The organism is Martelella sp. AMO21009 (assembly GCF_053484295.1).
Window position 1 is genome coordinate 107,630 of sequence record NZ_JBAKFR010000009.1, and the last position, 23,502, is coordinate 131,131.

General features: G+C 62.7%; 25 protein-coding genes. 12 read left to right on the plus strand and 13 right to left on the minus strand.

All coding sequences use genetic code 11. The features are described from left to right. Positions 1-43 precede the first annotated feature (43 nt). From cysE to V6766_RS12680, 3 genes are all read left to right on the plus strand, one after another. Positions 44-871: a serine O-acetyltransferase gene (cysE, locus tag V6766_RS12670; RefSeq protein ID WP_448466934.1), complete on the plus strand. Its 828-nt coding sequence runs from the start codon at positions 44-46 to the stop codon at positions 869-871. Positions 872-970: 99 nt separating this feature from the next. Further along, on the plus strand, positions 971-1,180 hold the full coding sequence (locus V6766_RS12675) for a DUF3126 family protein (protein ID WP_018066339.1): 210 nt from the start codon (positions 971-973) through the stop codon (positions 1,178-1,180). Between the two features lie 275 nt (positions 1,181-1,455). Beyond that, the gene (locus V6766_RS12680; RefSeq protein WP_448466936.1) at positions 1,456-2,277 is read left to right on the plus strand and encodes a sulfite exporter TauE/SafE family protein; all 822 of its coding nucleotides are present in this window, start codon (positions 1,456-1,458) and stop codon (positions 2,275-2,277) included. Positions 2,278-2,281: 4 nt separating this feature from the next. Here V6766_RS12680 and V6766_RS12685 read toward each other — a convergent pair whose 3' ends face one another. Both V6766_RS12685 and cobS read right to left on the minus strand, forming a co-directional pair. Then, the gene (locus V6766_RS12685; RefSeq protein WP_448466938.1) at positions 2,282-2,983 is read right to left on the minus strand and encodes a retropepsin-like aspartic protease family protein; all 702 of its coding nucleotides are present in this window, start codon (positions 2,981-2,983) and stop codon (positions 2,282-2,284) included. A gap of 50 nt (positions 2,984-3,033) precedes the next feature. Then, positions 3,034-3,813: an adenosylcobinamide-GDP ribazoletransferase gene (gene cobS / locus V6766_RS12690; RefSeq protein ID WP_448466940.1), complete on the minus strand. Its 780-nt coding sequence runs from the start codon at positions 3,811-3,813 to the stop codon at positions 3,034-3,036. Between the two features lie 97 nt (positions 3,814-3,910). On the opposite strand from cobS, the gene cobT reads away from it, so the two are divergent. Both cobT and V6766_RS12700 read left to right on the plus strand, forming a co-directional pair. Beyond that, positions 3,911-4,927 (plus strand): nicotinate-nucleotide--dimethylbenzimidazole phosphoribosyltransferase, encoded by a 1,017-nt coding sequence (cobT, locus tag V6766_RS12695; RefSeq protein ID WP_448466942.1) that lies wholly within the window; start codon positions 3,911-3,913, stop codon positions 4,925-4,927. A 125-nt stretch (positions 4,928-5,052) separates the two neighbouring features. After that, positions 5,053-5,415: a diacylglycerol kinase gene (locus V6766_RS12700; protein ID WP_448466944.1), complete on the plus strand. Its 363-nt coding sequence runs from the start codon at positions 5,053-5,055 to the stop codon at positions 5,413-5,415. Here V6766_RS12700 and V6766_RS12705 read toward each other — a convergent pair. Continuing rightward, the gene (locus tag V6766_RS12705; RefSeq protein ID WP_448466946.1) at positions 5,397-5,933 is read right to left on the minus strand and encodes a GNAT family N-acetyltransferase; all 537 of its coding nucleotides are present in this window, start codon (positions 5,931-5,933) and stop codon (positions 5,397-5,399) included. The genes V6766_RS12700 and V6766_RS12705 overlap by 19 nt on opposite strands. Further along, on the minus strand, positions 5,923-7,608 hold the full coding sequence (locus tag V6766_RS12710; RefSeq protein ID WP_448466948.1) for a sensor histidine kinase: 1,686 nt from the start codon (positions 7,606-7,608) through the stop codon (positions 5,923-5,925). The genes V6766_RS12705 and V6766_RS12710 overlap by 11 nt, the downstream gene beginning before the upstream one ends. 196 nt (positions 7,609-7,804) lie before the next feature. Here V6766_RS12710 and V6766_RS12715 point away from each other — a divergent pair, with 196 nt between their 5' ends. From V6766_RS12715 to thrS, 4 genes are all read left to right on the plus strand, one after another. Further along, positions 7,805-8,380 (plus strand): uracil-DNA glycosylase family protein, encoded by a 576-nt coding sequence (locus tag V6766_RS12715; RefSeq protein ID WP_448466950.1) that lies wholly within the window; start codon positions 7,805-7,807, stop codon positions 8,378-8,380. A 59-nt stretch (positions 8,381-8,439) separates the two neighbouring features. Further along, a complete protein-coding gene (locus V6766_RS12720; protein WP_448466952.1) occupies positions 8,440-8,925 on the plus strand; it encodes an Lrp/AsnC family transcriptional regulator in 486 nt (161 codons plus the stop codon). A gap of 109 nt (positions 8,926-9,034) precedes the next feature. Beyond that, positions 9,035-9,724, plus strand: coding sequence for an outer membrane protein (locus V6766_RS12725; RefSeq protein ID WP_448466954.1), 690 nt, complete (start codon positions 9,035-9,037; stop codon positions 9,722-9,724). Between the two features lie 152 nt (positions 9,725-9,876). Then, positions 9,877-11,844, plus strand: coding sequence for a threonine--tRNA ligase (thrS, locus tag V6766_RS12730; RefSeq protein WP_448466956.1), 1,968 nt, complete (start codon positions 9,877-9,879; stop codon positions 11,842-11,844). 35 nt (positions 11,845-11,879) lie between these two features. On the opposite strand, the gene V6766_RS12735 is transcribed toward thrS, so the two are convergent. From V6766_RS12735 to V6766_RS12745, 3 genes are all read right to left on the minus strand, one after another. Continuing rightward, a complete protein-coding gene (locus V6766_RS12735; protein ID WP_448466958.1) occupies positions 11,880-12,674 on the minus strand; it encodes a glycosyltransferase family 25 protein in 795 nt (264 codons plus the stop codon). A 98-nt stretch (positions 12,675-12,772) separates the two neighbouring features. Continuing rightward, on the minus strand, positions 12,773-13,633 hold the full coding sequence (locus V6766_RS12740; protein WP_448466960.1) for a glycosyltransferase family 25 protein: 861 nt from the start codon (positions 13,631-13,633) through the stop codon (positions 12,773-12,775). 207 nt (positions 13,634-13,840) lie between these two features. Continuing rightward, positions 13,841-14,800, minus strand: a complete 960-nt coding sequence (locus tag V6766_RS12745) for a hypothetical protein (RefSeq protein ID WP_448466962.1) — start codon at positions 14,798-14,800, stop codon at positions 13,841-13,843. Between the two features lie 121 nt (positions 14,801-14,921). On the opposite strand from V6766_RS12745, the gene V6766_RS12750 reads away from it, so the two are divergent. Together V6766_RS12750 and V6766_RS12755 are read left to right on the plus strand one after the other, a co-directional pair. Beyond that, positions 14,922-15,506 (plus strand): nitroreductase family protein, encoded by a 585-nt coding sequence (locus tag V6766_RS12750; protein ID WP_448466964.1) that lies wholly within the window; start codon positions 14,922-14,924, stop codon positions 15,504-15,506. A 2-nt stretch (positions 15,507-15,508) separates the two neighbouring features. Next, positions 15,509-16,117 (plus strand): flavin reductase family protein, encoded by a 609-nt coding sequence (locus tag V6766_RS12755; RefSeq protein ID WP_448466966.1) that lies wholly within the window; start codon positions 15,509-15,511, stop codon positions 16,115-16,117. A 12-nt stretch (positions 16,118-16,129) separates the two neighbouring features. Here the strand turns inward: V6766_RS12755 and V6766_RS12760 are convergent, their stop codons facing one another. From V6766_RS12760 to V6766_RS12770, 3 genes are all read right to left on the minus strand, one after another. Continuing rightward, entirely contained in the window at positions 16,130-17,392 is a 1,263-nt protein-coding gene (locus tag V6766_RS12760; protein WP_448466968.1) for a cation:proton antiporter domain-containing protein, read from the minus strand. Positions 17,393-17,567: 175 nt separating this feature from the next. Then, positions 17,568-18,242 (minus strand): hypothetical protein, encoded by a 675-nt coding sequence (locus V6766_RS12765; RefSeq protein WP_448466970.1) that lies wholly within the window; start codon positions 18,240-18,242, stop codon positions 17,568-17,570. Positions 18,243-18,423: 181 nt separating this feature from the next. Continuing rightward, a complete protein-coding gene (locus tag V6766_RS12770) occupies positions 18,424-18,996 on the minus strand; it encodes an NADPH-dependent FMN reductase (RefSeq protein WP_448466972.1) in 573 nt (190 codons plus the stop codon). A gap of 260 nt (positions 18,997-19,256) precedes the next feature. Between V6766_RS12770 and V6766_RS12775 the strand changes: the two genes are divergently transcribed. Next, positions 19,257-19,565, plus strand: a complete 309-nt coding sequence (locus V6766_RS12775; protein WP_448467024.1) for a winged helix-turn-helix transcriptional regulator — start codon at positions 19,257-19,259, stop codon at positions 19,563-19,565. A 271-nt stretch (positions 19,566-19,836) separates the two neighbouring features. Here the strand turns inward: V6766_RS12775 and V6766_RS12780 are convergent, their stop codons facing one another. The 3 genes from V6766_RS12780 to V6766_RS12790 form a co-directional block, all read right to left on the minus strand. Beyond that, a complete protein-coding gene (locus V6766_RS12780; protein WP_292056091.1) occupies positions 19,837-20,538 on the minus strand; it encodes a L,D-transpeptidase in 702 nt (233 codons plus the stop codon). A gap of 164 nt (positions 20,539-20,702) precedes the next feature. Next, complete coding sequence (locus V6766_RS12785; protein WP_448466974.1) at positions 20,703-22,376, minus strand: alpha/beta hydrolase; 1,674 nt, start codon at positions 22,374-22,376, stop codon at positions 20,703-20,705. A 16-nt stretch (positions 22,377-22,392) separates the two neighbouring features. After that, positions 22,393-23,355, minus strand: coding sequence for a patatin-like phospholipase family protein (locus V6766_RS12790; protein WP_448466976.1), 963 nt, complete (start codon positions 23,353-23,355; stop codon positions 22,393-22,395). Between the last annotated feature and the right edge of the window lie 147 nt (positions 23,356-23,502).

Here is a 23,502-nt window from a genome sequence, read left to right on the forward strand (position 1 = left end):
GGCAGATGCGACGCCCGGAGAACCGGAAGAAAAGGAGGCCGTCATGGCCGCGCAGCCCGAAAAGAACAGCCAGGAAACCAATCTGAAGGCCGTCGATCCGATCTGGGCGAGCCTCAGGTCGGAGGCCGAATATGCGCTGGAGAAGGACCCGATCCTTGCGGCGTTTCTCTATTCGACCATTCTGAACCATGATTCGCTGGAGGATTGCGTCGTCTATCGCATCTGCGAGCGGCTCGACCATCCGGATGTCCAGGCGATCCTTCTGCGCCAGACCTTCGAGGAGATGCGCCGCGACTGGCCGGAATGGGGCGATATCCTGCGCGTCGATATTCAGGCGGTGTACGACCGCGACCCGGCCTGCACGCGGTTCATGGAGCCGGTGCTCTATTTCAAGGGCTTCCACGCGATCCAGACCCACCGGCTGGCGCACTGGCTGTGGAACCGCGGCCGGCAGGATCTGGCGCTCTACCTGCAGAGCCGGTCCTCCAGTGTGTTCCAGACCGACATCAACCCGGCCGCGAAAATGGGCAAGGGCATTTTCCTCGATCACGCGACCGGCCTCGTGGTCGGCATGACGGCGACGATCGGCGATGATGTCTCGATCCTGCAGGGCGTCACGCTTGGCGGCACCGGCAAGGAGACAGGCGATCGCCATCCGAAGATCGGCGACAGCGTGCTGATCGGCGCGGGGGCCAAGGTGCTTGGCAATATCGCGGTCGGCAAGTGCTCGCGCATTGCCGCCGGCTCCGTGGTGCTGAAGCCGGTGCCGGCCAATTCCACGGTCGCGGGCGTTCCCGCCAAGGTCATCGGCACGGCCGGCTGCTCCGATCCCGCGCGCACGATGGACCAGTTGATCATTTCCGACGAATAGGCGCGGGCAGAGAACAATCCGTGCGGCAGTGCGTTTGCGTTTCGCCGGCGCGCATGGCAAAAGCTGCGGACATTGCAAAGGCCAGACGGAGAAAATCCCTTGAAACAAGACGAAATCAAAAAACTCGACGCCTATTTCAAACGTCTCTTCGGCCCGAGCTTTGCGGTCCGGGCGCGGCCGCGCAAGGATGATTCCTGCGAGGTCTACAATGGCGAGGAATTCATCGGCGTCATCTATCTCGACGACGAGGACGGCGATCGCTCCTACAATTTCTCGATGGCTATCCTCGACGTCGACCTCGAAGGCTGAACACCTTTCCCTTCGCAAAAGAAAAGGCCGGCCCGTGTGAGGGCCGGCAAAAGGCGGAAACATTTCGGTGATGTGAAGTCAGAGGGCAGTAAGTCACTCTTCAAAATCCGGGGCGGCAATACGCAGGTTACGGCAATCGTACCGACGGCGGGTGACGCCGCCTTGCCCCGTGGTTTGGATAGTGTAAGAACATCTCGTTTTGATGACATCGAGACGCATTTGAGCCCTCATTCCGAAAAAATCGGAAAGATGCCGGCGTCTCAGAGGGGAATGAGATGCCGCCGCTTTCCGAACTTCTCGAACTTTGCGTATTGCTGGCGCTAGCCGGCGGAATTGCCGGCTTTCTGGCCGGGCTTTTCGGCATTGGCGGGGGCGCCGTGCTGGTGCCCGTCTTCTATCAGGCGTTCGCCCTGTTCGGCGTGGATGACGGGCTGCGCATCAAGCTGAGCGTCGGCACCTCGCTTGCGATCATCATTCCCACATCGCTGCGCTCCTTCCAGTCGCACTACAAGCGCGGTGCGGTCGACATGTCGGTGCTCAGGCGCTGGGTGATCGCGGTACCGTTCGGGGCCGTGGTTTCGACGCTGGTGATTGCCTATGCGCCCGGCAGCCTGCTGCGCGGGGCCTTCGCGGTGATCACGCTGTTGATCGGCCTGAAGATGCTCTATCCGAAATCGGCCGAATGGCGGCTGGGCGATGACCTGCCGAAAAACCCGGCGCTGTTCGTCTATGGCTGGCTTATCGGGCTTCTGTCCGGCCTGATCGGCATTGGCGGCGGCACGCTCAACAACACCTTCATGACGCTCTTCAACCGGCCGATCCATCAGGCGGTGGCAACCTCGGCAGGCGTCGGCGTGCTGATTTCGATTCCGAGCTTCATCGGCAATATCGTCGGCGGCTGGGGCAAGGCGGGGCTTCCGCCGCTTTCCACCGGCTATGTAAACTGGGTCGCCGTCGCGCTGATCATCCCGATCACGATGCTTATCGCGCCGCTTGGCGCCACCGTCGCGCACCAGCTCAGCAAGCGGAAACTGGAGGCCGGTTTCGGCATCTTCCTGCTGATCATCTCGGCGCGGTTTTTCTATTCGTTCTTCTGATCTGCTATTCGGTCAGCCGTAACTCGTCCGAGCGCATGTCGACCGAGGTGAGCGTTGACAGGAAGCTCATGCCGAGCAGGCTTTCGGCAAGCCGGCCCTCCGTCGCCACCATGGCCCTGACATTGCGCCGCGTGATCGGGCCGATCGAAACCTCGTCGAGCGTTATGGGCGCGGCCATCGCCGTGCCGTTGGCCGTGGTCACCATCGCGGTATAGCTGAGATCGGCCCCTTCAAACCCGATCCGGGCGGCGTCGTGCGCCGTCAGCGTGATGCGGCTTGCGCCCGAATCGACCAGCATGGTGATCGTCTCGCCATCGATCACGACATCGGCGGCGAAATGGCCGTCCAAGTGCTTGTGGAGGATCACCTGCTGGCGGCCGTCGGACGTGGTGGTTTCCATCGCCATGCCGGGGATCAGCCCGCTGAAGAGCCGCGCGCCGACAGTGCGGAAATCGTCGCGGAAGATGTAGGCCGCCGCCACCACCAGCAGCACCGCCGCCCAGATCAGCAGCGACTGGAACACGAAGCCGAGATTGCGCCGGCTTTGCAACACGCCGGCCGAGACCAGCAGCAGGATGGGCGCGAGCCAGAGGGTGCGGGCAAAGTCATCGCTGTTGACGCCAAGTGTGGTGCCGCTGGTGCCCGTGACCATAAGGAGGATCATGCCGACCGAAACGATGGCGATCAAAATCCAGAAAAGGCGCAAGGCATAAACTCCCGGTCCGAGACGATGTTGTACTGTCCGGATATCGGGTTTCAGGCGGCGATAGCAAGGGTTGTGAGGAAAACGATCTCGCCGATCTGCGCGGCGGCGCCCAGCGTGTCGCCGGTATGGCCGGCGATCTTCTTTCTGATGAAGGCGGAAAACAGCAGCGATGCGATGCCGGCGGATGCCAGGGCAATCACAACCCCGCCGAGCGCGTTCGTTGCGATGCCGATCCCGACGCATAGAAGGAGCGTGATCGCCTCGGCCGAGGCCGTCGTCCGAACGCCGGGCCGTCCGAGCGTCGCGGCCGCGCCGTCCGCGCGGGCGGCCGGCAGCATTGTCCACTGCAGCACAAGGCTTCCACGGCCGGCAATGGCAGCGGCAATGAACAGCAGCGCCGCAGCCGTCGGGCCGTGTTGCGCAACGAGCGCGGCAAGTGCCGCCGCCCGCAACAGCAGCGACAGAACGATCGCGGTGACGCCGAAAACGCCGGAATGGCTGTCCTTCATGATCGCCAGCGCCGTCTCGCGGTCGCGCCCGCCGAAAAGCCCGTCGGCCGCGTCAGCGAGGCCATCTTCGTGGAGCCCGCCGCAGACCATGATCGAGATCAGTACGGCGAGGAGCGCGGCAACCAGCGGCGAAGCGCCGAGCCAGACGAAACCCTCCAGCGCGATGGCGGGCAGGATGGTTGCAATCGCGCCGGCAAGCGGGTACGCCCAGGCGGCGCGGGCGCCCGCCGGCATCTCGGCCATCAGCAGGTCAGGCACTCTGAGACGTGTCAGGAAGCTGAGGGCGCTCGTCAAGTCGGTAATGAAGAATGGCATCTTCATTGGTTTGTGCTCGTTTCCAGGTCTTCGGCCTTGCTAGCCGGCCGTTTGAAAAATATGAGCTTTGGCAACGCTGTCAGCATAGCACGGGACAAAACAAATGAGCGATGGACACCCATTCGAGGATTTTCGCACTTTGCTGGACGCCTTCCCCAAGGCCGATGCACAGATACTCTCACAGGCGAGAAAACGCAACTCTGTACTTACCAAACCGCCCGGTTCGCTTGGCAGGCTGGAAGAGATCGCCATGTGGCTTGCGGCCTGGAGCGGTCGGACGCCGGCGGTCAACCGGCCCATGGTCGCCGTGTTTGCCGGCAATCACGGCATCGCAGCGAAGGGCGTTTCAGCCTATCCTCAGGCCGTCACCAAGCAGATGGTCGATAATTTCGCCAAGGGCGGCGCGGCGATCAACCAGATCTGCGCCAGCGTCGATCTCAGCCTGAAAATCTTCGATCTCGCGCTTGATCACCCCACCGGCGACATCTCCGTTGAACCGGCGCTTTCGGAGCGCGATTGCGCTGCGACCATGGCCTACGGCATGGAGGCGGTGGCCGGCGGCGTCGACCTTCTCTGCCTCGGCGAGATGGGTATCGGCAACACCACCGTCGCCGCCGCGCTTAGCTATGGGCTCTTTGGCGGCAGCGCAGCCGACTGGGTCGGTCCGGGCACCGGTGTGGAAGGGGAGGCTTACGAACGCAAGGTCGCGCTGGTCGAGCAGGCCGTGGCGCTGCACAAGGATCACCTGTCCGATCCGCTGGAAGCATTGCGCCGCCTCGGCGGGCGGGAACTGGCAGCGATCGCGGGCGCCATCATCGCCGCGCGAATGCAGAAAGTGCCGGTGCTGATCGACGGCTATGTCGCGACGGCCGCCGCCGCCGTGCTGAAAGCCGCCAACCCCTCGGCGCTCGATCACTGCATGATCGCCCATGTTTCCGCCGAGCCCGGTCATCTGAAGCTGGTCCAGAAACTCGGCAAGACGCCGCTTCTGGCGCTCGGCATGCGGCTCGGCGAGGGCACTGGCGCGGCCCTTGCCGCCAGCCTGGTGAAGGCCGCTGCCGCCTGTCATACAGGCATGGCTACATTCGAGGAAGCCGGTGTGTCCGACCGGGAAGGGTGAGTCACAAACGTGTCGCAGGACTGTCACGGGCCTGTGGCAGTTTGCGCGCTACACCGGGCGACAACGCAGGCCTTTCAGGCTAAGTAAGTGCTTTGGCTGGTTTCGAAAACGGCGAAGGATAATGCATGGCCCCGATCGAGAAGAAGAAGGGTTTCCGCCATCTGCTCGCGGCGGGCGGCTATTCGTTCCAGGGTTTCATGCGGTTGCTGAAGGAAGAGGCCTTCCGCCACGAACTGATCGGTTTCGTGATCGGTCTCGTCGTGTTCTTCCTTGCCGGCGCCAGCGCGGTTCAGTTCATGATCTTCGTGATCCTGATGCTCTGCCTGTTCGGGGTGGAAGCGCTGAACACCGCCGTCGAGGAGATCATCGACCGGGTGTCGCCGGAACTCTCCGTGGAAGGCCGGCATGCCAAGGACCTCGGCTCGTTCGCGACCTTCTGCCTGATCAGCAGCAATTTTATCTACGCCATCTACGTGGTGTTCTTCTGAGGCGCCTGGCGCTCATGCCGGTAGACCAGGTCTGCCGGGTGCGGAGCGGGGGCGTCGGGATCGAGCCGCCCGCCAAGCCGCTCGGCGAGCCGGATCGAGCGGGCGTTGTCGGGATCGATATAGCTGACGCATTCGGTGACGCCGAGCGTTGCAAAACCCCAGTCGCGCATCGCTGACGCCGCCTCAAGCGCATATCCCTTGGCCTCGGCGCCCTCATAGACGAACCAGCCGAGTTCCAGTTCGGGAAAGAGCGGCCCCTTGCAGAGCGCCACCTGTCCCATCGTTTCACCGGTGCTGCGGTCTTCGAACATCAGTGCGCCATGGCCGAAGAGCGACCACTGGGCGACATCGTTGCAGAAGAACGACCACGCCGTTTCCTGGTTATGCGGTCCGCCCATGTAGCGGGCGCGATCGGAAGCGAGAAAGGCGAAATAGGCGGGCCAGTCGGCAAAGACGAGCGGGCGCAGAAGCAGCCGGTCGGTTTCGATCACCGGGATCGCTGCGATGTCATGCGGCATTGGCGGCCTCGTGCCGGCGTCCGCCGTCGTCGGCCTGCAGCGCCTCGATAATCTCGGCTTCCAGCGCATCCTCGAAGGTGAGGTCTTCTTCCGGCATCGGCGGCGCGTCATTGGCAACCTTGCGGCCCCGGCGTTTCAGCGCTGCGGCAAGGCGGTCGCGGCCGCTACGGGTTCCCGAAACGCTGGCCGGGGTTTCGATCGTGATGCTCTCGGGCGCGAACGGCATCGCCCGTTCGGGGGAGAGGGCCACGGTGAGGCCGGTGTTTTCATGATGAATCGCGGCGGCCGGCAGGTTGATCACGCGGCCTGCGGGGAACAGGATCGTGGCAAGCGTACCCTCGCCGGGGGCGGATTGCAGGATCAGCTCGCCCTGATGGGCCTCGGCAAGTTGCTTCACGATCGCAAGACCCAGCCCGAAGCCCTCGACGTCGCGGGCCTCCGCGCCGCGCGAGAAGGCGGTGGTGGCAAGCGCCAGCGCATTATCGTCCATGCCGCAGCCGAAGTCGCGAACGCTGAGATACTGGCCGCCCTCCGCGGTCGTGCCGGCCAGGATCAGCACGTCGGAATGTTCATCGGAAAACTTGACCGCATTGGAGATCAGGTTGAGCAGCATCTGCTTCACCGCCCGGCCATCCGCCGTGATCGGGGCGAGCGCGCCAGCGACATCGCATTTGAGCGCGATCGCCTTGCTGGCGGCCTCGCCGCCGATCATTGCCATCGAGGCATCGATGATGTCGACGAGATAGACCGGCTGCTCGTTCAACCGATAGCCGCCGGCCTCCAGCCGCGACAGGTCGAGCACGCTGTCGATCATGTCGAGCAGGTGACGGCCGGACTGGTGAATGTCGGCTGCGTATTCGCGGTAGTGGGCGTTCGGCAGCGGGCCCATCATCTCGGTCTTCATGATTTCCGAGAAACCGATGATCGCATTGAGCGGCGTGCGCAGGTCGTGCGACATCGCGGCGAGGAAGGTCGACTTGGCCTGATTGGCCGCCTCGGCGGCCTCGGCCGCGGCTTCGGCACGGGCGAGGCTTTCGGTCAGTTGCCCGGCAAGCAGGTCCTTTTCGCTTTCCCTGGTTTTCAGCGCCTTGTCGCTCGCGGCGATATGATGGTTGAAATAGGCGATGAACAGCATGACGATCGCGAGCACGGCCGCCAGGCCGATATCGAAGGGCGCGCGGCTCTGATAGGCGACAAGGCCGAAGGCGATGACTGCCGGCAGGAAGACATGCCAGGCCGAGCGCGGCAGCGCGACCGCGCCAAGCGCCATCATCGACAGCGCGACAATCACCATCGACGCCTTGAAGAAGGGCAGGGCAGCGCCGCCGCAGGCGCCGCCGCATTCCAGAACGGAGAGAAGCGCCCAGGCGCTGCCGGCAAGCCAGTAGGCGCCGATGACGCGGGCGTTCCATTTGCGCACTGATGCGGTATCTTCGCCCGCGCGCGCGGCCTGCCGGATGGTCAGGAATGCGACCCCGTGCAGGATCAGCGCCGCCAGCGCCCAGACCGCGAAGATCAGATCGCGCCCGAGATAGAGAAAGCCGAAACCGGCGAGCGCCAGCATGATCGCGATCGCTGGCGCGCTCTTTTCGAGACTTTGAAGCGCGGCGTGGAATTCGCCGACGCCATCGGCTTCGTTGCGGGGGCTGGCAATCAGTTCGGCACGGTTCGTCATCGCATCCATCCTCGATTGCGGACGAGGATACGAACGAATTGTTAAGAAAACCGTAAAGGATTTGTTAGGGCTGTTTTTTAAGACGGCGGTAACACATCTATGCCGGGAGCCGGCAACAAGGGAGCTTTCGCTGACAGATCAGATCGAACTTGCAGAACGGATCGCGGCCTGCCGCATCTGCCGCGATTGTCCGCAGATGGCCGAGCCGCTGCCGCATGAGCCGCGCCCCGTCGCGATCCTGTCGCCCACCGCGCGAGTGCTGATCGCCGGTCAGGCGCCGGGGCTCAGGGTGCACGAGACCGGCATTCCGTTCAACGACCGCTCCGGCGACCGGCTGCGCGACTGGATGGGCGTCGACCGCGCGGCGTTTTACGACTCGGCGCGTTTCGCGATCATGCCGATGGGTTTCTGCTTTCCGGGCTACGACGCGCGCGGCAGCGACCTTCCGCCGCGCCGGGAATGCGCGCCGCAATGGCGCGAGCAGGCGATGGCGGTGATGCCGCAGATCGAACTCGTGCTCGCAATCGGCATGTATGCCCAGAAATGGCATATGGGTGAGGCGAGCCGGAAGACGCTTACGGAAACGGTGCGCAACTGGCGCGCCAGCTATTTCGCCAACACCAGCCCCCGCATTCTGCCGCTGCCCCATCCAAGCTGGCGCAATACCGCATGGCTGAAACGCAACCCGTGGTTCGAGGCCGAGGTGCTGCCGGAGCTGAAGGCTGCGGTGCGGCTTTTCGCGGGCGATGGCATCCGCTCTCAGGCTGATTGACCCCTTTCAAATCAAAAAATTGATGCTATAAGAGCAAAAATATTTTACGGAGAGCGGAAATGGATCGCCTGGATAGGAAAATTTTGCGCCTCATACAGGAGGACTCGACGCTGGCGGTTGCCGATATCGGCAAGAAGGTCGGCCTTTCGACCACGCCCTGCTGGCGGCGCATCCAGAAGATGGAGGAGGAAGGCGTGATCCAGCGGCGGGTGGCGCTGCTGGATCCTGAAAAGGTCAACGCCAATGTCACCGTCTTCGTCGCGATCCGCACCAACACCCATTCGGTGGAGTGGCTGAAGCGGTTTTCCGAGGTGATTGCGGAGTTCCCGGAAGTGCTGGAATTTTACCGCATGAGCGGCGAGGTTGATTATCTGCTGCGCGTGGTCGTGGCGGATATCGCGGCCTATGACGCCTTCTACAAGCGGCTGATCGCGAAGATCGAGATCCGCGACGTCTCGTCCTCCTTCGCCATGGAGCAGATCAAGTTCTCGACCCAATTGCCCCTCGACTACATGAAGCTCGAGCTCGCCCGCAACGGCGAATGAGAAATCGTCTCGAGGTTGTGCGAATTAAGGGTATGTAAACCATAAGCTGACGCTTTCTTAACGCTTCATGCGCTATGGCTTCGATAAGTCATCACCTACGGAGCCTTCCATGAGAAAACTGTCAGCGTCACTTCTCGCCATTTACGGCGCGTCATGCTTTCCGGCATTTGCCGCCGATCTGGCGCTGCGCCCGCCAATTCAGCCCGTGGCCTATCAGGAAGTCTATGTTGAGGAAGAGCCGCTATGGGACGGGCCCTATGCGGGCCTTGGCGGCGGCTATGGCTGGACAGGGGCGCGCGGCACGATCAGCGGGGGAGGCGCCGACCGCCTGGATTATAACGGCGCGATTGCCAACCTGTTCGCCGGGTACAACAAGCAGCTCGGCAACAATATCGTCGTGGGCATTGAGGGCGATGCCGATTACAGCTGGGGCAAGCAGAAATTTGCGACCGGGCTTGGATTTGACGTTGAGGGCGGCTCTAACTGGAGCGGCACCCTGCGCGGCCGCTTGGGGTATTCCTTCGGCAATGCGCTGGTCTATGTCACCGGCGGCGCGGCGGTTGCCAATGCCTATATTCGCGCGTTGAACGTCAGTCTCAGCGACACGATCTACGGCTATACGGTCGGCGCCGGCCTCGACTACGCCGTCACCGACAGCATCTTCACGCGGCTGGAATACCGCTATACCGGCTATCCGGATCAGAAGGTCGTCGACGAACTGGCCTCCGCCGCCGGCGCAACGGCGAAGTTCAAGATGCATACCCATGCGGTGATGGCCGGTCTCGGCGTGAAATTCTGATCCCGTCTTCTTTTGGCGTTTGACAGCAACCGGCCTTGCGGCTTTACGCAGGGCCGTTTTTTCTTTATTGACCTGCCTCGTTTAAGACGCCGTGCGATACGGCAGATTGTCCACCCGCATTCGTTGGCGGGACTGGTTTCAAGGAGCATGACATGTCTGACCAGATTTCCCTCATCTTTCCCGATGGCTCGAAGCGCGAATACGCCGCCGGCACGACCGGCCGTGATGTCGCTGAATCCATCTCCAAGTCGTTGGCCAAGAAGGCCGTCGCGATCGCCCTTGACGGCGAGCTGCGCGACCTCGCCGACCCGGTGACCGATGGCCGCATCGAGATCGTCACCCGCACCGATGACCGCGCGCTGGAGCTGATCCGCCACGACGCCGCCCATGTGATGGCCGAGGCCGTGCAGGAGCTGTGGCCCGGCACGCAGGTCACCATCGGCCCGGTGATCGAAAACGGCTTTTATTACGACTTCGCCCGCGAGGTTCCGTTCACCCCGGAAGACCTGCCGAAGATCGAAAAGAAGATGAAGGAGATCATCGCCCGCAACGCGCCCTTCACCAAGGAAATCTGGTCGCGCGAGAAGGCGAAGAAGGTGTTTGCCGAAAAGGGCGAGGCCTACAAGGTCGAACTCGTCGACGCGATCCCGGAAGGGCAGGACCTCAAGATCTATAGCCAGGGCGACTGGTTCGATCTCTGCCGCGGCCCGCACATGACCTCGACCGGCCAGATCGGCAGCGCCTTCAAGCTGATGAAGGTGGCCGGCGCCTATTGGCGCGGCGACAGCAACAACCCGATGCTGACCCGCATCTATGGCACGGCCTGGGCCGACCAGAAGGACCTCGACGCCTATCTGACCTTCCTTGAGGAAGCCGAAAAGCGTGACCATCGCCGCCTCGGCCGCGAGATGGACCTGTTCCATTTCCAGGAAGAAGGCCCGGGCGTCGTGTTCTGGCATTCCAAGGGCTGGCGCATGTTCCAGTCGCTGACCTCCTATATGCGCCGCCGGCTCGCCGGTGAGTACGAGGAGGTCAATGCGCCGCAGGTGCTCGACACCTCGCTGTGGAAGACCTCCGGCCATTGGGAATGGTATCGCGAAAACATGTTCGCCGTTGCCTGCGCCGACGAGGAGGCCGAGGACAAGCGCGTCTTCGCGCTGAAGCCGATGAATTGCCCCGGCCATGTCCAGCTCTTCAAGCACGGTCTGAAGTCCTACCGCGAACTGCCGATCCGCTATGCCGAATTCGGCGTCGTGCACCGCTACGAACCGTCGGGCGCGATGCACGGGTTGATGCGCGTGCGCGGCTTCACCCAGGACGATGCCCATGTGTTCTGCACCGAGGAGCAGCTTGCGGAAGAATGCCTGAAGATCAACGATCTGATCCTGTCGGTTTACGAGGATTTCGGGTTCGACGAGATCGTGGTGAAGCTCTCGACCCGACCGGAGAAGCGCGTCGGTTCCGACGAAAGCTGGGATCATGCGGAAGAGATCATGACCTCGGTGCTGAAGACCATCGAGGCGCAATCCGGCGGCCGCATCAAGACCGGCATTCTGCCGGGCGAGGGCGCGTTCTACGGGCCGAAGTTCGAATATACGCTGAAGGATGCGATCGGGCGCGAATGGCAGTGCGGCACCACGCAGGTGGATTTCAACCTGCCGGAACGCTTCGGCGCCTTCTATATCGACTCGACCTCGGAAAAGAAGCAGCCGGTCATGGTCCACCGCGCGATCTGCGGTTCGCTGGAGCGCTTCCTCGGCATCCTGATCGAGAACCATTCCGGCCACATGCCGCTGTGGTTCGCGCCGTTGCAGGTGGTGGTCGCCACGATCACGACCGAGGCGGATGGCTACGGCGAAAAGGTGGCTCAGAAGCTGCGCGATGCGGGGCTGTCCGTCGAGACCGATTTCCGCAACGAGAAGATCAACTACAAGGTCCGCGAACACTCGGTGGCCAAGGTGCCGGTCATTCTTGTCTGCGGCATGCGCGAGGCGGAAGAGGAGACGGTCAACATCCGCCGTCTCGGTTCGCGCGACCAGCAGTCGATGTCGCTTGATGATGCGCTGGCCCTGCTGATCGACGAGGCAACCCCGCCAGACCTGAAGCGCAAGCGGGCGTAATCAAGAAGGGGCGGGGCTTTTGGTTCCGCCCTTTTTTACGGCTTGAAATCAATCACCTGCGCGCGCGCGCCGCTGGCGAAATTTCGCAGCTTCCGGCAGGCATAGGCCAGTCTGTCCCTGATTCTGTTCGCCAGTCTTTCGCCCGGCGTCGCCCCATAGGACTTGTGGCTGGCCCTTTCTGCAATATTGCTCCGGCTCGCAGGCTCCGCGCCGGTCTGCAGGCGCGTCTGAATGCAGAGCGCGGGGGAAAGCTGATAAAGCGACAGCGTTTCAGCAACGCCGCCGCGCGGGTCGAACAGCGTGGTGTCCACCGCCATGCGCAGCTTGCTGCTTTCCGCCAGCATGCGGGCGGCGCCCTTGCGGGTGATCACATAACCTGCCGTGCCGATGTGGCAGCCGGCAAGGCGCCGGATCTCGCGCTTGCAAATGATGGTTTCCGGCGCCCGCCCGAGCTCTATCGACTTCAGGCTGGTTTCCAGTTTGACGATGTCGGCGTCGTCCGGCCTCCAGTCTGCGATCGCGGAAAGAACCGCCGCTGCGTCATGGCTGAGGTCGATATCATCCTCGAAAATGGCGGCGCACTCCTGGTCGCTGTCGAGCAGCAAACGCCAGGCTTTGATATGGCTGAGATAGCAGGCGATCTCACCGGGTTGCAGCCTTATGCTGACCGGCGTCGGATAGGCGCAGACCGCCGCGATCTCGTCTGGTGAAAGCGATCGGCCGTCAACCGCGGGGACCCGGGTGAAGGCAACGTCCCGTTCTGAAAGCAGCGCTTCGATACGCTCCAGTCTTTCGGTATCCCGGTCGAGATTGATGACGAATGTGAGCACGACGCCCTTTCGCGCTGGCGGAGGAATATCGCTTTGCGGCAATTCCGGGCAAGGCGGCTCACCCTTTTCAATTGCCTGAAACACTGGAACGGAGCGATTCACGGAATGCTCCGAGATTGCATTGCAGTGTTATAGCGCGGGCTCGGCCGCTTGCAAGACGAAGCAGGGCGCTGGCGAAAATCTATAACGCGCTTGCGGTAACCGCCGATCCTGTATCTGAGCCACAGGCGCAGGCGGCGCAGGCCGTCACACGCCACATAGCGAGCGTATTCGACCGCACTGGTTCCGCAGGACTTCCGGCTTCTTGGAACCGGGTTGTCCGAGCAAAAACCCAGGCGGGGCAGGCCGCAGCGATAGGCGATATCGTCCTGAATGCAGATCGCGGGATCGATCTGGTAGTTGATCATCTCGTGCTTCAGCCGAGGGCGCGGATTGAACATGACCGCGTCGACGCCCATCGCGAATTTATCGCTGTTTTCCAGCAGCTTGCGGGCGCCTTTTCGGCTGAGGATATAGGCGGCCGACCCCAGGTGCCGCGATCGCAAGCGGAAGAGTTCGCGCCCGAAAACCGTGTCCACGGGCCGGCTTTCGAGGCGCACGGGCTGAAGGCAGGTTTCCAGCTTGACGACATCCGCATCCACGGGAAACCAGCTTTCCGCCTGTTCCAGAAAGACGCCGATATCGTCTGCCAAATGGACATCGTCCTCGAAGATCGCAACGAGCGGGGCACCGCTTTCGAGAAATGCCTGCCAGCATTTGACATGGCTGAGATAGCAGCCGTATTGCGTGGGCGTGAGGGCGTGGCTTCCGGCTCTTGGATAGCTGCCGCGCTTGACGATCTCGTCAATTGCGACTGTGCGACCGTCAACGGCCTCGATCCATTCGACACTCAGGCCGGCCGCATCGAGCGCGCCTGCGAGATGCTCACGCCTGTTGGCATGCTGTCGAAGACTGATCACATATATCAGCAAATCTCGGCCCCCCGCGACTTGCCGTCACAATATCCCAAGCGCTGCCCCGGCGACAGAGGGAACCTCGGGAAATCCCGGATAAACAGGAATCGGTCAATCTGCCGCGGGCTGTTCCGTCTTTGCCGGCGTTCCATCTTTCTGCTCTGCCACACCTTCGCGGACATAAGTCGATTCCGTCTGGTTGCGCGATAGGCTTCAGTCGAACCCATCGCCATCGGTGTTCGCCTTGTTTTCGGACAGCAGCAGCTCGACATCCTCCGTGCCCGCGGAGGAGACCGTGAAGGTCTTCTCAAAGAGGCTGTCCTGGTTGCGGGCAACGGCGGTGTAGCTGCCTTCGGCGAGGATCATCGTCGGCATCGCGCTGCTGCTTTCGGTCAGCACGTCGCCGGACGCGCCGAGGACCGTCCAGGCCGTGTCGGCGAGCGCTTCGCCACCGGCCTCGCCGGCAAGCTTCAGGGTCACCTCGGCGGCCTTGATCTTCAGCTTGGCGTCGGTGATCTCGCCGGCCTTGACCTTCAGCCTGGCATGGGTTTCTGCATTCAGCGAGCCATAGGACGATACCACGTCATAGGTTCCGGCGCGCAGGCGAAGAATGCTGCCGGGCGCGATATCCTCGGCCACCAGTTCGCGACGGTCGTCGCGGTCCTCATAGACCGAAAAGCGAAGCTCGCTGGCGCTGGCGGGCTTGCCGTCGCCGAGACGGGCGTTGAGCATCAGTCCGCCGGCATTGAGCACGAACGAAATCTGCTCCGCCTCGCCGGCCTCGTGGGCGATGCGCACCTTGCGCGTTGCCGACGCCCGGCCGAAGGCGCAGTTGATGAAATAGTCGCCGGGAGAAAGCTCGATGGTCTTGCTGCCGCCTTCGGCCGATGCGACCAGCCGCAATCGGCCGCTGGTATCGGGAATGGTGGTGAACACCCGCCAGAACAGGCCATCGCGCATGACATTGCCATCTTCGGCCAGCCGCGCCTCGAGCTTCACCGGGCGCTTTTCGCCGGGCTGCTGCGTTCCCCGCATCAGGGAGAAGGGATCGTCGGAGTGAACCGATGGCGTGCTCTGGGCCAGCGCTGCCGCCGGCGCGGCCAGCAAAAGCCCGGCAATGGCGGCGGCGAGGGGCCGAAGGGTCTTATGTCTGGGCGTTCTGTGCGGAAACATGCTGCTCGCCGGTTGACTTGCCTGACGCAAGTGTTCACTTCAATGTCCGATTGCGTAGTGACCCGAATATCATGGCGTTTTCAAGAGCGTCGCATGATTTTTTGACTGAACGAGGCCCGCCGTGAATGCCAAGAATGACACCCTCATCGATTTCCTGAAAACCCGCCGCTCGACGCCGGTGCTGCAGCTTGCGGCTCCAGGGCCGGAGCGCGGTGAGATCGAGGAAATGCTGACCATCGCCTCGCGTGTTCCCGATCACGGCAAGCTCGCGCCATGGCGTTTCATCGTCTTTGCCGGCGCGGCGCGCGAGGAGGCGGGCGAGAAGCTCGCCGATATCGTCAAGGCGGACGATCCGGAAGCCTCGGCGGAGCGGCTGAAGCTGGAGCGCGAGCGGCTTTCGCGCGCGCCGCTGGTGATCGCCGTCGTCAGCCGGGCGGCGGTTCATCCCAAGATCCCGGAATGGGAACAGGTGATGTCGGCGGGCGCGGCCTGCTACAATCTCGTGGTCGCGGCCAATGCCTTTGGCTACGGCGCGACCTGGCTCACCGAATGGTACGCCTTCGATGAACGCGCCAAGCCGGCGCTGGGCGTGGAAGCGGACGAGAAGATCGCCGGCTTCATCCATATCGGCACCCGCACCGAAGCGCCGTTCGAGCGCGTTCGGCCGGCGTTGGAAGATATCGTCACCTGGCGCGGAGAGGCCTGATCATGTTCTACGCCACCGATACCAATGCGCACGGCCTGCCGCACGATCCGTTCAAGGCGATCGTCGCGCCGCGGCCGATTGGCTGGATCGGCTCGCGTAGCCGGGACGGCAAGGACAATCTGGCGCCCTATTCGTTTTTCAACGCGGTCTCGTCCGCGCCGCCGGTGGTGATGTTTTCCTCCGACACGGTCAAGGACAGCTTTACCAATATCGAGGAGACCGGCGTGTTCACCGCCAGTCTCGTGAGCCGCGACCTTGCCGAACAGATGAACACCACCTCGGCACCTTTCGCTCGGGGCGAGAGCGAGTTCGAGGCGGCCGGCCTGACCGCCGTCAACGGGCAACTGGTGGACGCCGCCTTCGTCGGCGAAGCCTATGCTGCGCTTGAGTGCCGCGTGACCCGGCTGATGGCGGCTCCGACGCTTGAGGGGTTTTCCACAGAGAGCAGGCTGGTGTTCGGTCAGGTGGTGGGCATCCACATCCGCGAAGACGCGATCGGCGAGAATGGTCTTCTCGATATGGCCAGGATCCGCCCTGTCGGTCGCATGGGCTATCTGGACTATGCCGAGTGCGGCACGCCGTTCCAGATGAAGCGTCCACGGCGCGGCTGAGGCAAGGCTTTCTCAGCTTTCCGCATCGTCGGCCTCGGCTTTCCCTCGCGAGGCAAAAAGACGCATGCCGGGCGTGGCGGTGACGCCGTGGACCAGGATCGATCCCGCGACGACCGCGCTGACGGCGTACCAGACGAAGTGGTCGCCCGTCCGCTCCACGCTTTCCATAGCGTAGAAAATCGCCGCGATTCCGATCGGTCCGAACCAGCCCGCGAAGGCGATATCGCGGCCGCTGAACCGGTTCGATAGCACCGGTGCCAGCGCGAGCATCAGCGGCGGCCGGCGCAACAGCAGGATCGCCAGCGGAAACAGCACCGCCCACACGCCGAGGGTTGCCCAGCCGTGCCATGGAATGACGAGGCCGAAGATCACAAAGGCCGGCAGGTCCATCAATTTGCTGATGGTCTCGTGCACATTCTCCTCTTCCATGGCGTCGTGCCGACCCACCGTCAGGCAGAATGCGCCGCCGGCGGCAAAGGCTGTGAGTATGCCATCCGCGCCCAGCATCCGTCCGAGCCCGAGCGCGCCAAAGGCGAGCGCGATCGATATTGCATGGTAGGAGTGGAACTCCGCCAGCTTGTAGCGGTCCGAGAGCCTTTGCAGACGGGCGACCAGCCAGCCGAGAACCATGCCGACGCCGGCCGCCAGCAGCACATCGAGGATCAGGATATCGATGAGCCAGTGCCGAACCAGTTCGCCGCCGGCCTCGCCGCGCGCGATTGCCAGCATTGGCAGCATGACGAAAAGATAGCCGAGTCCGTCATTCGCGCCTGATTCCAGTGAAAGCAGGCCGCGCAGATTGGCGGGCAGCATGTTTTCCGCGATAGGACCGGACACGATCGCGCTGGCCGCGACAGGGTCCGTCGGCGTCAGGCAGGCGGCGATCAGTAAGGCCGTCGCAAAACTGATTGAGAACGCCGGGCCGAGTGTGACCCACGAAACCAGCGTGGACATTGCCCACATCCCGGCCATGCCGAGCGTCAGCATGACCGTGACGGGACGGACGAGACGTTTCCAGGTTTCCGGCGGCGTGCGAATCGCGATACCCACCACGCTGATCGCGATCGTGAAGCGAGCGACCTCGCGGACGATGATCTCCTTGCTTTGCCATTCTGAAGGGTCGAGCCAGCCGGTTACGGCGGGGCCGGCGACTATGCCTGTCGCGACCGCGAGCAGAGGCAGCGACGCGAGCGTGCCCTGCACATAGGCGGAGAGCGCGCCGAGCACGATGACGACGAGGGAACAGAGGGCGACAACGTGGAAGATTTCGGACATGACGGGCAACGACCGTTGTTTCGAACCTGGGCACTTCCAGGAAAACCGGCGCGGGAACGGCAATCGTCCGTTCGCCTCCGCTACCCCGGTCTTCGCTGAAAGTGATCTATACTGGTTCAATCGCCAGAAGCCGGAGATGTTCCGGGTTGGTGGCGTTTTTCCCTGTCGGTCGAGATCAGGCGGCGCCGAAGGCGTGCTTGATGATGCCGATATGGTCGGGATTGCCGGTCAGCTTGCCGGTAAAGCCGGTGCGCGCTGACTGGTGGCAGGCGGTCTTGAAGGCGGCGGTGGCGCTTCCAGCGCCGGAAAAATCGATCGCCGGTATCCCGAGATTGCGGGCCGCCAGCATGGTTGCCACCGCCCCCTGGCGGGCGATGTCGCCGCTGCCGGATTCGTCCTGCAGGGGCTCGGCATCGTAGCCGAGCGCGATCAGCCGGCCCAGCTTGTGGATGAAGTGGCGGGCATTCAGCAGGCCGCCGCCATTGTCTCCGATCATCGCGATCAGGGCGATGGCGTTCTCGGGAAGTCCTTCGCGCGCTTCGACGACCCTGAGCAGGGTCTCGGCCATCTGTATCCGGGCGGCGCTTTCGACCCCGCGAAGGATGACGCCGTCCGGCGCGCATTTCGCGGCTTCGGAGAAGTCCGCGATATTGTAGGCCTTGGAAATTGGTTCGCAGATCAGGAAGATCGGCAGCGATGGCAGCAGGTTGCGAAGCGATGCAACGCGGCCGGCAAGGTCCGTCTCGCCGGCAACGGGAAGACAGAGGCAGTCGGGCTGGGTCTCTCGGGGATCGAACGGCAGGGGCTCATCGGAGCCAAGCAACCAGACTTTCATGCGGCGAATGTCCATGCGTCATTCCTCCAACCGGGTCTCCGTCGGGCTGCAGAATGCCAAAACGCCCGCCGGTTTCAAGCGGCGGGCGCGGCTATCCACTTCATTTATGACTAATATGCTGCGGCTTCGTGAAATTTTTGCGATTTTCGCATTCACGGTCGGTGTGGATACGGACCGCAATCATGCCGAAGCCGAATCAGCCGGCGCTGCGGATCGTCGCCAGCGGCCCGGCCCATTTGAACAGCTCATCGAGCATGCCCTTGGCGCCCGCGTTCATTTCGTCGTTGGGCGTGAACACGCCGTCTTCGCTGATGAATTTGGGAAACAGCGGGACCGGCACGACCTGCGGGATAGCATGGGCATTGAGATTGCCAAGCAGGGTGCGAAGCTCCTGCGCGGAGCGAAGGCCGCCCGAAATGCCGCCATAGCTGACGACGCCGGCCGGCTTGTAGCCCCATTCCAGCGAAAGCGCCTGGATGGCGTTGACCAATGCTGCCGGCGGAAAATAATCGTATTCCGGCGTAACGAAGACGAAGGCATCGGCCGCCTGAACGCTGGCGCTCCATTTCTTGCTGTGTTCGTGCTCGTATTTCTGCATGCGGGGATGCGCCGCTTCATCCAGCAGGGGGAGGTTGAAATCGACGAGATCGACCAACTCGACCTCGAATTTGCCATGTTCGCGGGCTGCACCTTCCACCCATTTTGCGATCTTGGGGCTGACGCGGCCGGGACGGGTGCTGCCGATGATGATGTTCAGTTTCACAATCATTCTCCTTGCCGCCGCAGGCGCGGCGGTCTTCAAATTCAAAACCCTCGATGGGCGTCATTTTCGGGGAGGAACGCGACCAGTATGGTCACAAAAAATGACTTGCTAAAATTAAATGACCGAATACCCTGATGCAAGAACGCAATTTTTTGCAACCAGGTCACATCGAGATGACTAATACGGGGTCAAAGTCCGAAACAAGGCCAGATGCAAGGCCCGAGACTAGGCATGTTCTGGAACGGTGTCGAAATGTCGCGCCCATCCTGCAGCGCGTCGGCGACAAATGGTCGATGCTGATCATCATCGTGCTGATCGACGGGCCGTGCCGGTTCAGCGTCCTGAAGCGCAAGATCGACGGGATTTCCCAGCAGATGCTGACCCGGGTGCTGAAGGCGCTGGAGCGGGACGGGCTGATCAGCCGGACCACCTACCCAACCAGCCCGCCGCAGGTGGAATACGCCCTGACCGAACTCGGTCTTTCGCTGAGCGAGCCGGTGCTTCGGCTCGGCGACTGGGCGCGGGACAATATCGGCAGGATCGAGGCGTCACGGGAAACCTACGACGCCCGGTAATAGGGTCTGACGAGCGCCCCCGGAAAACCGGGGACTATCGCATATAACTTCGTCGCATAGCCCCCCAATCTTCTCGCCCCGGAGGGGAGAGATGTCGCGACAGCGACAGTGAGGGGGGAGACTTTCACCGCGAGCGCTCTCACGATCTGAAGCACTGCACCACCCTCACTGCCCCTTTCGGGGCATCTCTCCCGCCAGCGGGAGAGAGTAATGGGAACAAGCTGCTAAGCCATATGCGATAGCCCTGCCGGAAATCCGGGGCCGATGCAACTTACTGATAGACGACGATCGGCGTCGGCAGGTTATCGACGCGGTTATAAAGGTCGATCACATCCTGGTTCAGCATGCGGATGCAGCCCGAGGAGACCGCCTTGCCGATGGACGTCCAGTCCGGATTGCCGTGGACGCGGTAGAGCGTGTCCTTGCCGTTTTCGAAGATATAGAGGGCGCGCGCGCCGAGCGGGTTCATGAGGCCGGCCGGCATGCCGCCATTGGCTTCCGAATATTCCTTGAGTTTGGGGTCGCGTTCGATCATTTCGGCCGGCGGGAACCATTTCGGCCATTCCTGCTTCCACTTGATCACGCCATTGCCGCCCCAGGAGAAGCCGGCGCGGCCGATGCCGACGCCATAGCGCATGGCGGTGCCGTTTTCTTCCACCAGATAGAGGAAGCGGTTGGGCGTGTCGACGACCACGGTGCCGGGCGCTTCGCCGGTCGGATCCTTCACGCGCTGACGATAGTACATCGGGTCGATCTGCTGGTAGGGCACGGCCGGGATAAGATAGCCATTGTCCTCAACCGGACCATACATGGCATCGAGCTCGGCGACCGTGTAGGGGGTGTCCTGGACGCGCGGGGAGGGCGGAGCGACCGGGGTGATATCGCGCTGGCTGACGCAGCCTGCAAGCACAGCGGTGGTCGAAACGGCGCCGAGAAGAAATGTCCGGCGCGACATCGTTTTATCAACGAGCATTCAAGCCTCTTGTATTGGTGATATTTATATCGATTACGGCTTTTATCCGACCGGATTGCCGCTTCATAGCGGCGCGCGATCACAATCCCGGGATCGCTTCACTTGGAGCGATGAGTGTGGCGGAAAACACGCATTTCGGTGAAAAACGGCTGCCGGCGCGCGGCTTATTGCACCGCGCAGCCGGTATCCTTGCCCAGATTGCAGATTTCTTTCAGCGCTGTCGTGCGCGCCGGCGACCAGTCCTGCGGACGGGAAACGGCGACCCAGGCGTCGATATAGTCGCGGGCGAGGTAGTTGTGGCCGAAGCCGGCCAGCAGCGCCTTCGAAAGCGCCATGTCGAGCGCCAGCTGGAACTGGGTGACGACCGGCACGAAGCGCAGATAGGGCGAAACATCGGGCGCTGGCGGCTCGCGCATCCATTCCGGCTCGATGAAGCTCGCATTGGGTTCGAAAAACACAATCGGATCAGAGGCATATTGCAGGAAGTTGATCCGCACTCTACCCCAGTTATCACCTTCCGCCTGCGGCTTTCTGAACTGTGAGGAAAAGCGGACGACGGCGCTGTTGTCGATTACGGGCAGCACGTAAGGCGTGCCGGCGTTGCGGGCGGCCACCGTGTGACGCCAGAGATAAGACGGGAAGGGCGGGCCTGCCCAGACCGCGCCGGCGACCGGCTCATCCAGCATCTGGAACACGTTGAAGGAATACATCGACGACCACGCGCCGAGACTGATTCCATGCATGTAGAGTTCCGGCCGGCTGTCTTCCGGCAGGGTGCGCCAGTAGCGGTAGACTTCTTCCATCGTGGCGGTGGCCTGCTTCAGGCCGGTATCGGTCTCGAAGATCAGCGCCAGGGGCGATTGCAGGAAGGAGTACTGCACCGCCACAGTCGCGACATCGCCATTGTGCATATATTCGAAGGTGTCGTGCGCGCCGGGATCAAGCCAGCCGGTGCCGGTGGGGCTTGCGATCATCAGATAGGCGCGATCGAAGGCGCCCAGGCGCTGCATCTCCTCAAGGGCGATCCTGGCGCGTTCCTGCGGCTCGTCGGCCTGGGACCGGCCGACATAGACGCGGATCGGGCGTTCGGCCGGGCGGCCGGTGAAGGTTTCGATATCCTCGGCGGATGGCGCGCTGGTGACGAAGTTGCGGCCGGGCTGGCCCATCGCCTCCCAGCTTGCCAGCGAGCCGGGGCCGCCCGCGATGAAGGAATCAGTGGGTGGCGGCGGGGCGGTTTCGAACAGGTCCTGCGCGGTCTCGTAGCTTTCGTCGAGGAAATCGAAGATCGCCGGCACCACCCAGTCGCGGCTTGCCACGACCACGACCAGCAGCACGATGACGACGCCGGCCAGATTGGCCGCGCGCGGCGACATCACCCGGTAAAGCCGCAGCCGGACGATATCGAACGCCTTCTGAAACAGGGCGCCGATCAGGAACAGCACGATGAACACGGCAAGCCCGACGGCGAGGATGCCGAGCACCGTGCCGCCTTCCAGCAGTTCCATGTTGACCCTTGAGCGCACCGAGTTCTGCCATTCGGTCATCATCGACAGGCAATAGACGAGAAGGATCAGCGCCGCGGCGTTCACCACGGCCAGGCTGATCGCGCGCCAGCGACCGCGCGGCTCGGGGATCTGCAATCCGCGCCACAGCGCCACGACGAACCGCCCGATCATGTAACCGAGCGCCATCACAAGGCCGGCCAGCACGGCCTGCAGCGGCCACGCCCGCGGGATCAGCGACGGCGTGAGCGAGGCGGCGAAGAATGCCAATCCGAGCGCGAGCGAAAAAAGGCTGATTGAGAACCAGCGCGCGGTTGTCGGCGTTTCCGTCTGCATGGCGGCTGACCCGTCCTTATCTGTTCTGCTCTGCGAGCTCTTCCATCTGCCGCTTGAAGGCATCCTGGTCCTTGTCAACGGTCGCGAGGATGGTCTCTATGTTGAAGAAATCCAGAGGCTGATAACGCCCGACATTCGGCGCCACGAAAAGGTCCGGCGCCGCGTTTTTGAGTTTTTCCACCACGATCGAGTGTTCTGTGATGGAGAACGAGCCGGCCCAGGTCTCGAACGACCCGGGAATGTTACCGTCATTCTCGATCGTCGACCCGGTCACGTCGATGCCGATGGTGATGTAGCGGTCGGCGTCGAGAAGGTCGAAGGGCGTTGGGTTCACGAAGCCGCCATCGATCAGCACCCGGCCGTCGCGGCTGACCGGCGTCAGCAGAACGGGCAGGGCGGAGGACGCGGCGATCGCCGACAGCAGCGGCCCCTCGCGCATCACATATTCGTTCTGTTCGTAGAAATCGGTCGCGACGATCGCGAGCGGTATCTCCAGCCCGGCGAAATCGGCGGGCAGGTCCGCAGGCAGCAGCGCCGCGAACAGGATCTCCGGCTCGATCACCGCCGGACGGAACAGGTTGAACAGCGAGCCCCAGGTATCGCCGGTATCGATCAGCAGGCGCTTCAGCAGCGACTGGCGCTGGGTCAGCAGGTCCACGCCATATTCGCGGATTTCGGTGCCGGTCATGCCGCTGGCGTAGAGCGCGCCGATGATCGAGCCCATCGACGTGCCGGTCATCTGTTTGGGTCTGATGCCGAGTTCATCAAGGCTCTGGAGGTAGGGGATATGGGCAAAGGCCTTGGCCGCGCCGCCGCCGAGCGCCAGCGCGAAACCATCGCGGCCGACGGGCTCAGCCTCCAGCGCGACGCCGGGCAGATTGCGGGTGATCGTTCCCGGTCGGCTCTCGGCCCTGGCAAGACCGGTTGCGCCGGCCAGACCGGCAGCAGAGGCGATGATGAAGTTTCGGCGCGAAGTCATTGTTTCACAGAGCTTTTCTTTTTTGTCAGGCACAGACTATAGAGAGCGTATCCATGCCCGACAAGCGCGGAAACCGGCTCAATTTTGGCGTTTGCGGAGAAACCGGTTTAAGTCGTTGGTACCACGGTTTGAGTTTCCTTCGTAACG

Excerpts from the sequence above, each read along its gene's own strand:
- thrS (WP_448466956.1), top strand. The coding sequence starts at position 9,877 with ATGTCTGACCAGATTTCCCTCATCTTTCCCGATGGCTCGAAGCGCGAA.
- V6766_RS12780 (WP_292056091.1), bottom strand. The coding sequence starts at position 20,538 with ATGCTCGTTGATAAAACGATGTCGCGCCGGACATTTCTTCTCGGCGCC.
- V6766_RS12760 (WP_448466968.1), bottom strand. The coding sequence starts at position 17,392 with ATGTCCGAAATCTTCCACGTTGTCGCCCTCTGTTCCCTCGTCGTCATC.
- V6766_RS12715 (WP_448466950.1), top strand. The coding sequence starts at position 7,805 with ATGGCCGAGCCGCTGCCGCATGAGCCGCGCCCCGTCGCGATCCTGTCG.
- V6766_RS12705 (WP_448466946.1), bottom strand. The coding sequence starts at position 5,933 with ATGCCGCATGACATCGCAGCGATCCCGGTGATCGAAACCGACCGGCTG.
- cobT (WP_448466942.1), top strand. The coding sequence starts at position 3,911 with ATGAGCGATGGACACCCATTCGAGGATTTTCGCACTTTGCTGGACGCC.
- V6766_RS12720 (WP_448466952.1), top strand. The coding sequence starts at position 8,440 with ATGGATCGCCTGGATAGGAAAATTTTGCGCCTCATACAGGAGGACTCG.
- V6766_RS12710 (WP_448466948.1), bottom strand. The coding sequence starts at position 7,608 with ATGACGAACCGTGCCGAACTGATTGCCAGCCCCCGCAACGAAGCCGAT.
- V6766_RS12790 (WP_448466976.1), bottom strand. The coding sequence starts at position 23,355 with ATGACTTCGCGCCGAAACTTCATCATCGCCTCTGCTGCCGGTCTGGCC.
- cobS (WP_448466940.1), bottom strand. The coding sequence starts at position 3,813 with ATGAAGATGCCATTCTTCATTACCGACTTGACGAGCGCCCTCAGCTTC.
- cysE (WP_448466934.1), top strand. The coding sequence starts at position 44 with ATGGCCGCGCAGCCCGAAAAGAACAGCCAGGAAACCAATCTGAAGGCC.
- V6766_RS12680 (WP_448466936.1), top strand. The coding sequence starts at position 1,456 with ATGCCGCCGCTTTCCGAACTTCTCGAACTTTGCGTATTGCTGGCGCTA.
- V6766_RS12770 (WP_448466972.1), bottom strand. The coding sequence starts at position 18,996 with ATGATTGTGAAACTGAACATCATCATCGGCAGCACCCGTCCCGGCCGC.
- V6766_RS12725 (WP_448466954.1), top strand. The coding sequence starts at position 9,035 with ATGAGAAAACTGTCAGCGTCACTTCTCGCCATTTACGGCGCGTCATGC.
- V6766_RS12700 (WP_448466944.1), top strand. The coding sequence starts at position 5,053 with ATGGCCCCGATCGAGAAGAAGAAGGGTTTCCGCCATCTGCTCGCGGCG.
- V6766_RS12745 (WP_448466962.1), bottom strand. The coding sequence starts at position 14,800 with ATGTTTCCGCACAGAACGCCCAGACATAAGACCCTTCGGCCCCTCGCC.
- V6766_RS12785 (WP_448466974.1), bottom strand. The coding sequence starts at position 22,376 with ATGCAGACGGAAACGCCGACAACCGCGCGCTGGTTCTCAATCAGCCTT.
- V6766_RS12755 (WP_448466966.1), top strand. The coding sequence starts at position 15,509 with ATGTTCTACGCCACCGATACCAATGCGCACGGCCTGCCGCACGATCCG.
- V6766_RS12765 (WP_448466970.1), bottom strand. The coding sequence starts at position 18,242 with ATGGACATTCGCCGCATGAAAGTCTGGTTGCTTGGCTCCGATGAGCCC.